Origin of the sequence: Pedobacter sp. (genome assembly GCF_041662865.1) — a bacterium.
Classification (GTDB): domain Bacteria; phylum Bacteroidota; class Bacteroidia; order Sphingobacteriales; family Sphingobacteriaceae; genus Pedobacter.
On sequence record NZ_JBAZRL010000107.1, the window covers coordinates 1 to 404 of the forward strand.

General features: G+C 34.9%; 1 protein-coding gene. It reads right to left on the reverse strand.

Annotated elements, in window-relative coordinates; translation table 11 throughout:
- Positions 1 to 261: hypothetical protein (locus tag WC622_RS16675; RefSeq protein ID WP_372820821.1), on the reverse strand; the 261-nt coding region annotated here is incomplete at its 3' end.
- Between the last annotated feature and the right edge of the window lie 143 nt (positions 262 to 404).

Consider the following 404-nt stretch of genomic DNA (forward strand, 5'->3'; position numbering starts at 1 on the left):
GATTTCCTCCACTCGGTAATAGTCGCGGTCGCCAATTACTTTTATGGGCGTAATCTGATTTTTCTTTTTTGAACGATATAAGGTACTCTCACTAATTTTGTAAATTTCTTTTACTTTATCCTTATCTACTAGGCTTTCTGAAAGGTTATTATTGGTCATATGGTTCGATACAAAATCACACAGCTTGTCTAGCTTCAAGAGTATCTTTTCTTGAAGTTCGCTGTTGCGATTAATTGCTTTTATGAGGATCTCGATTTCCATTACTGTGTCAAATGTGCAATGGAACGTCTGAATATCCTAGTCAAATGATGACTAAATTATTCAAAACGTGACTAAATTATTCACGGGCATAAATAATTGTGAAAAATCTGTGTTTAAAGCGCATAGGGACAAGATTTTGCCTG